Source organism: Pseudomonas sp. HMWF021, from assembly GCF_003061005.1.
Taxonomy (GTDB): Bacteria; Pseudomonadota; Gammaproteobacteria; order Pseudomonadales; family Pseudomonadaceae; genus Aquipseudomonas.
Genome location: NZ_QAIK01000122.1, coordinates 44,074 through 49,827, shown reverse-complemented (window position 1 = coordinate 49,827; position 5,754 = coordinate 44,074). Strand labels below are relative to the sequence as shown.

The 5,754-nt window shown below is 58.4% G+C and carries 5 protein-coding genes and 1 pseudogene; 2 read left to right on the top strand and 4 right to left on the bottom strand.

Annotation, left to right across the window (positions count from 1 at the left end; genetic code table 11):
- A pseudogene (locus tag DBR18_RS29355) lies at positions 1-753 on the top strand (ABC transporter substrate-binding protein); the annotation flags it as partial.
- Between the two features lie 669 nt (positions 754-1,422).
- Here DBR18_RS29355 and DBR18_RS16935 read toward each other — a convergent pair.
- From DBR18_RS16935 to DBR18_RS16920, 4 genes are all read right to left on the bottom strand, one after another.
- Complete coding sequence (locus tag DBR18_RS16935; protein ID WP_108591166.1) at positions 1,423-1,800, bottom strand: type II toxin-antitoxin system VapC family toxin; 378 nt, start codon at positions 1,798-1,800, stop codon at positions 1,423-1,425.
- Positions 1,797-2,135 (bottom strand): type II toxin-antitoxin system Phd/YefM family antitoxin, encoded by a 339-nt coding sequence (locus DBR18_RS16930; RefSeq protein WP_256588762.1) that lies wholly within the window; start codon positions 2,133-2,135, stop codon positions 1,797-1,799. Before DBR18_RS16930 ends, DBR18_RS16935 begins: the two co-directional genes overlap by 4 nt.
- A gap of 356 nt (positions 2,136-2,491) precedes the next feature.
- On the bottom strand, positions 2,492-3,907 hold the full coding sequence (locus tag DBR18_RS16925) for a heavy metal sensor histidine kinase (RefSeq protein ID WP_108591165.1): 1,416 nt from the start codon (positions 3,905-3,907) through the stop codon (positions 2,492-2,494).
- Positions 3,904-4,578 carry a heavy metal response regulator transcription factor gene (locus tag DBR18_RS16920; RefSeq protein WP_108591164.1) on the bottom strand — a complete coding sequence of 225 codons (675 nt, stop codon included), beginning with the start codon at positions 4,576-4,578 and terminating at the stop codon, positions 3,904-3,906. Before DBR18_RS16920 ends, DBR18_RS16925 begins: the two co-directional genes overlap by 4 nt.
- 411 nt (positions 4,579-4,989) lie before the next feature.
- Here DBR18_RS16920 and DBR18_RS16915 point away from each other — a divergent pair.
- The coding region (locus DBR18_RS16915) for a TolC family protein (RefSeq protein WP_256588761.1) at positions 4,990-5,754 on the top strand (765 nt) is incomplete at its 3' end.

Here is a 5,754-nt window from a genome sequence, read left to right as displayed (position 1 = left end):
GAAGCGGCGGGCATGACCTTCTCCGAGTCCGGCCCGGTGCCGTCCCAAGGCAACATCGCTCAGCAGATCTTCTGGTACACCGCGTTCACCGCCGACATGACCAAACCGGGCCTGCCGGTGGTCAACGCCGATGGCACGCCGAAATGGCGCATGGCGCCGTCGCCGCGCGGGCCGTATTGGGAGGAGGGCATGAAGCTCGGGTATCAGGATGTGGGTTCGTGGACGTTCATGAAATCCACGCCTGAGAAACAGAAGCTCGCGGCGTGGTTGTACGCGCAGTTCGTCACCTCGAAAACCGTGTCGCTGAAGAAAACCATCGTCGGCCTGACGCCGATCCGCGAGTCGGACATCAACTCGCAGGCGATGACCGATCTGGCGCCGAAGCTTGGTGGCCTGGTCGAGTTCTACCGCAGCCCGGCCCGCGTGCAATGGACCCCGACCGGCACCAACGTGCCGGACTATCCACGCCTGGCGCAATTGTGGTGGAGCCACATCGCCGAAGCGGCCAGCGGCGAGAAGACTCCGCAACAGGCGCTGGACGGCCTGGCCAAGGATCAGGACGCGATCATGACCCGCCTCGAACGCTCCAAGGCCCAAGCGGTTTGTGCCCCGACAATGAACCCGGAACGCGACGCGCAATACTGGTTTGACCAACCCGGCGCACCGAAACCGAAACTGGCCAACGAGAAGCCGAAGGGCGAGACCGTGAGCTACAACGAACTGCTGAAATCGTGGGCGGATGCGCGTAAGTAAAAGCTGAAATGTGAAAAGCGAACGGCACCGAAAGGTGCCGTTTTTTTGTTGCCTGATCTACCGTAATCGCTTGCAGGCAAGCTCCCACAGGTTTGCGTGCTATCCACAAAACCCAAAACACCCCGACCCTCTGTAGGAGCTGCCGCAGGCTGCGATCTTTTGATCTTGATTTTCAAAGGCCAAAGCTAAAGATCGCAGCCTGCGGCAGCTCCTACAGGACATCGGTCTATGCCAGGTTCATGCTTGAGTTTCTTCAAAGGTATCAAGCATGGCGTCAGGCCCGTATACACCTGGATTAACTGTGGGAGCTGGCTTGCCAGCGATGGCGGTGGGTCAGATAACAAGGATGCGGCTGACCCGCCGCCATCGCTTGCAGGCAAGCTCCCACAGGTTTGCGTGCTATCCACAAAACCCAAAACACCCCGACCCTCTGTAGGAGCTGCCGCAGGCTGCGATCTTTTGATCCTGATTTTCAAAGGCCAAAGCTAAAGATCGCAGCCTGCGGCAGCTCCTACAGGACATCGGTCAATGCCAGGTTCATGTTTGAATTTCTTCAAAGCTATCAAACGTGGGGTCAGGCCCGGGTACATCTGAATTCACTGTGTGGCTTGCCAGCGATGGCAGCCTGGCAGCCAGCATTGATGTGTGACGGTGCTGGATGTGTCTTGATCAGACCAGAACAGCCAGATCGGTGTACCGCGCAACCAGAGCATCCGCCGTAAGCAACTTCATCGGTTCGGTCACCGCTGTGGCGACGATAATGCGGTCAAACGGATCGCGATGATGGTGCTCAAGATCCTTCACGGCGATGGCGTGCTCCGCAGTCACTGGCAGTTCGATAAAACCACTGTCGAGACAATATTGGCGGACTTCTTCCAGATCAATATTCAGCTTGCCGAGCCCGACCTTGATCGCCATTTCCCAGAAGGTGGCAGCGCTGATGTAGATTTCGGCGGCGTTCTCAATCAGTTTTCTGGCTTTGCCGGACAGTCTGGCGTCATCACTGAGCGTCCAGAGCAAAACGTGCGTGTCGAGCAGAAGTCTCATGCTCGAGTGCCCTCAAATGCATCAAGCATGTCATCGGGCAATGGGGAGTCGAAATCGTCGGGCAACACCAGTTTGCCTTTCATTGCGCCAATACGTTGAGCACTGGGTTTTCCTACGGGAACAAGACGGGCCATCGCCCGGCCATGTTTGGCAATCGTGATGACCTGGCCAGCAGCGGCATCATCGACGAGTTTGGATAAATTGTTTTTGGCTTCAGCCAGCGGAACGATGATCATCAGCTCACCCCTGTATTCTGGACAAATATAGCCAGAATATTTCAGTGCTGCCAATCCGTAGACTTTTTCAGCCCCTTCACAAACGATATCCCTGTTCATTTTTTTCCTCTCATCGGTATTCCATCTGCCAGGGCCTCCACCATAAAGCTATCTACTCAAAACTGGCTGTAGGACGAGACGGAGGTTGCGGCGAGAGGTTTCGGCGTTTGCACGGGGATGGGAGCAAGTTGGTAAAAAATCGTACAAAAACACCGCCTGACCCGCCGCCATCGCTGGCAAGCCAGCTCCCACAGGTTTCAGTGGTGCCACAAAACCCCAAAACACCCCGACCCCCTGTAGGAGCTGCCGCAGGCTGCGATCTTTTGATCCTGATCTTAAAGGCCAAAGCAAAAGATCGCAGCCTGCGGCAGCTCCTACAGGACATCGGTCTATGCCAGCTTCATGTTTGAATTTCTTCAAAGCGATGGGGCCATGGTTTTCGCCGCGGGAAAACCGAGGCGGAATACGGTCATGACGCCCGGCAAGCTCTTCACCTCCGCTACCCCCTGATGCAGGCTCATGATCGAGCGCACGATTGCCAGCCCCAGCCCGGTGCTGCCGTGTGAGCGCGAGCGGGCGCTGTCGACGCGGTAGAAGCGGTCGAACAGGTGCGGCAGGTGTTGCGCCTCGATGCCGGCGCCGGGATTGCTCACCAGCAGTGACGCCTGCGTCGCACCTTGCTCGATCAGCAAGGTGATGGTTTTGCCATGCGGGCAATGACGCAGCGCATTGGACAGCAGATTGGAAATCGCCCGCTGAATCATCAGCCGATCGCCCAACACCGATGCGCTGCCAATGACGTTCAAATGAATCTGCTTGTCCTGCGCCGACAGCGAAAACATCTCCGCCACTTTCGCCGCTTCAACCTCCAGTGCCACCGATTCAAACGGTGCCAGCGCCGACGGATGACTGACCTGCGCCAGAAACAGCATGTCGGAAACAATCCGCGCCACGCGTTCCAGTTCCTCGATGCTGGACACCAGCACATCCTTGTATTCTTCCGTCGTGCGCTCGCGGGACAAGGCCACCTGCGCCTTGCCCATCAGGTTGTTGATCGGGGTGCGCAACTCATGGGCGAGATCATCGGAGAACTGCGACAACTGCTGCACCCCGGCATCCAGCCGATGCAGCATGAAGTTGATGCCCTGCGCCAGTTCGCTCAGCTCCTGCGGCATGTTCACCACCGACAGCCGATGATCCAGATCCTGGGTCGAAACCATAGCCGCCACTTTGCGAAACTCGCGCAGCGGCGCCAGTCCACGCTGCACCGCACCCCACGCCGTCAGACCAATGAACACCAACAGCAACGGCAGGGCGATCAGCGTTGAACGCAGGTAAGCGCTGAGCAAGGCTTGATCATGCGCGTTGTCCATCGACAACAGCACCGGCACGCTGCTGCCATCCTTGAGCCGAATCAGTTGCGAGGCGGTGAGGAACTTCGCGCCCTCGTCATCGGTGCTGTCGCTGTAGGTCAACTGCTCGGTCGTGGCTCGCACCGCGCGTAATTCGGCGCGCGGATCCTTCAGTCCTGAGCCGGACCTGAGCAGCGGCGAACGCAGGTTCGACCGGTCATAAATCGTCAGCGTCAGGTTGTCATGGCCCATGACCTGATCAAGAAGAATGTGCGGCTTGCCACTGACTTCGCTGGCGTCTACATACAGCGACAGGCTGTGTTCCACCTGCGCCATCTTCTTTTCCAGGCTGTCGCGGGACAGCGCGTTCAGCTCATGGGTCAACGCGAAATAGGCGAGGATCGCCAGAAACACCACCAACAGCGCGCCGAGAATACTTACCGTCAAACCGAGACGCATCGACAGGCTGGCGGGCTTCATTCCCGGGCCTCCAGCACGTAGCCGACACCGCGCAGGGTGTGGATCAGCTTGTTGTCGAACGGGTCATCAATCTTCGCCCGCAGACGGCGGATCGACACTTCGACCACGTTGGTGTCGCAATCGAAATTCATGTCCCACACCAGCGAGATGATCTGCGTGCGGGTCAGCACCTCGCCGGACTGGCGCATCAGCAAGTGCAGCAGGGCGAATTCCTTGGTGGTCAGGTCGATGCGCTGCGCGCCACGAAACGCCCGATGCCGGCCCGGATCGAGTTCCAGGTCGGCGACTTTCAATACCTGCGGCAGCGGAATGTTCTCGCTGCGGCGCATCAGGGTGCGCACCCGTGCCAGCAGTTCGGGGAACTCGAACGGCTTGACCAGATAGTCGTCGGCGCCCAGATCAAGCCCACGGATCTTGTCAGCCAGACGCCCGCGCGCGGTGAGCATCATCACCCGCGTGGAATGAGTGCGGCGCAGTTGTTCCAGCACGCCCCAGCCGTCCAGTTCCGGCAGGTTCACGTCGAGAATGATCAGGTCATACACCTGTTGTTGCGCCAGATGTAACCCGTCGGCGCCATTGACGGCGTGGTCAACGATATAACCACTTTCGGTCAAACCCTGATGCAAGTATTCGGCAGCTTTAAGCTCGTCCTCGACGACAAGGATTCGCATGATCTATCACCACTTTTATTTAATGGATATTTAATTAAGGTGGCCGGGAAAGTTATTGTTTTTGTAAGGTTTCCGGACGGAGTTCAATAACAGAATGACGAACACGGTAAAGGCTGAAGTGGCTACAGGGTCAACCTCCAAGGCCTTTAAAGCGGCCATCCGCGACAGCCTGTCGCAGCCTGAGAGCGTCAGCCGACAGATATTGCGTTCAGGCAAGTGCTGTTCGGCAGATAACTACCGAGTATTTGTTTCCATGTATTGCGCCAAAGCCTTTTTGCACTTCGCATCCTAGAACAAAACAACTTTTCCAACCCGTGGATAACGGATTTGTAATGTTCCAGTCACCTTGTCGATAAGTTCAAAACCCTAACGTGGCCGCATCGAAAGTCCTGAATTAAAGGAAGTCTTCCATTGCCCGGTTTAATTGAACTGAAGGCGCGATCACGCCTGAGAAAAACAGCCGGCGGCATTCTGTTGCTGGCCTGCACCAGCCTTGCGAGCGCCTCGACGCTGACCCTCGATCAAGCGCTGCAAAACGCCTTAGCCAGCAACCCGGATCTCGCCGCCGCACAGTGGGAAATCGGCATTGCCGAGGGCGATCGTCAGCAGGCTGGCCTGATCCCCAACCCCGAGGTGTCGTGGGAAGCCGAAGACACCCGGCGCAACTCGCGCACCACCACGGTGATGCTCAGCCAGCCGATTGAACTGGGCGGTAAGCGTGGTGCGCGGATCGACGTTGCCAGCCGTGCGCAGGACGCCGCCGGCATCGAGCTGGAGCGCAAGCGCAATGCCTTGCGCGCCGATGTGATCCAGGCGTTCAACAGTGCGCAGACCGCGCAACAACGCCTGCAATTGTCGCGTCAGTCGCTACAACTGGCCGAGCACGGTGTGCGCGTTGCTCAGGGGCGCATCGAGGCCGGTAAATCGTCGCCGGTCGAAGGCACGCGGGCGCAAGTGCAGCTCTCGGAAGTGCGCCTGGAGGTGAGCCGTGCCGAGCGCGATCAGGCCAACGCCTATCAGCAACTGGCGCAAGTCATGGGCGCACCATTGCCGACCTCGACCCACGTGCAAGCCGCCACGCAAAACCTCGCCACGCTGCCGCCGTCCGGCCGTTTGCTCGAGCGTCTGAACCAGACCGCCGAGCTGCGGCTGGCGAAACTGCAGATTGATCAGCGC